General features: G+C 57.3%; 1 protein-coding gene. It reads left to right on the forward strand.

From position 1 onward, the window contains the following. A partial coding sequence (locus EN935_RS38900) for a phosphotransferase (RefSeq protein ID WP_164771871.1) occupies window positions 1-369 on the forward strand: 369 nt, incomplete at its 5' end. Between the last annotated feature and the right edge of the window lie 331 nt (window positions 370-700).

Below are 700 nucleotides of genomic sequence, written 5' to 3' on the forward strand. Positions count from 1 at the left end.
GTGTGGGAAGCAGCACTTGCTGCGCCATGGCACGGCGCGCCGGTCTGGTTCCACGGTGACGTCAGTTGGGGAAATTTGTTGGTCGGGCAAGGCCGGTTGAGCGCGGTTATCGACTTCGGAACCTCCGGCGTCGGCGATCCCGCCTGCGATCTGGCGATTGCCTGGACATTGTTTGAAGGCAAAAGCCGGGAGGCGTTTCGTGCCGACCTTCCGGCCAATGAGGCGATGTGGGCGCGCGGTCGTGGCTGGACGCTGTGGAAGGCGCTGATCACGGTCGCCGGACAGATAGACGTCAACCCGGTCGAGGTTGAAAAATCCCGGCATGTGATCGATGAAGTGCTTGCCGATCACGCGCAGCGGGTGACTTAAGCCGGCTTTTCGCCACCACCGGCGTTTTGCTGAGGAATCGTCTTCAACAGTTGGCGGCTGTCACAATCAGGAACGCGACAGCGCCTCGCTGAGTTTCGATCGCTTCGGCAAGAAGCCAAGCTGCCTAGCCGGTGTCGCCCGGCGGTTCGTCACAGCAGAGCACCATTTGCCGGATTGGCGTCATCTGATGATCGGCGGGCGGAAAACAATCAGGCAGTTTTCACGGAAAACGGGGCATATATTTCGTATTCCTGGCGGTATCACAGAAGAATTGCGTGCCGAAAAATATAGTTAGCCAGGAAATAATCTCAATATATATTGAATATGTGAC

Origin of the sequence: Mesorhizobium sp. M7D.F.Ca.US.004.03.1.1 (genome assembly GCF_003998635.1) — a bacterium.
GTDB classification, from domain to species: Bacteria; Pseudomonadota; Alphaproteobacteria; order Rhizobiales; family Rhizobiaceae; genus Mesorhizobium; species Mesorhizobium loti.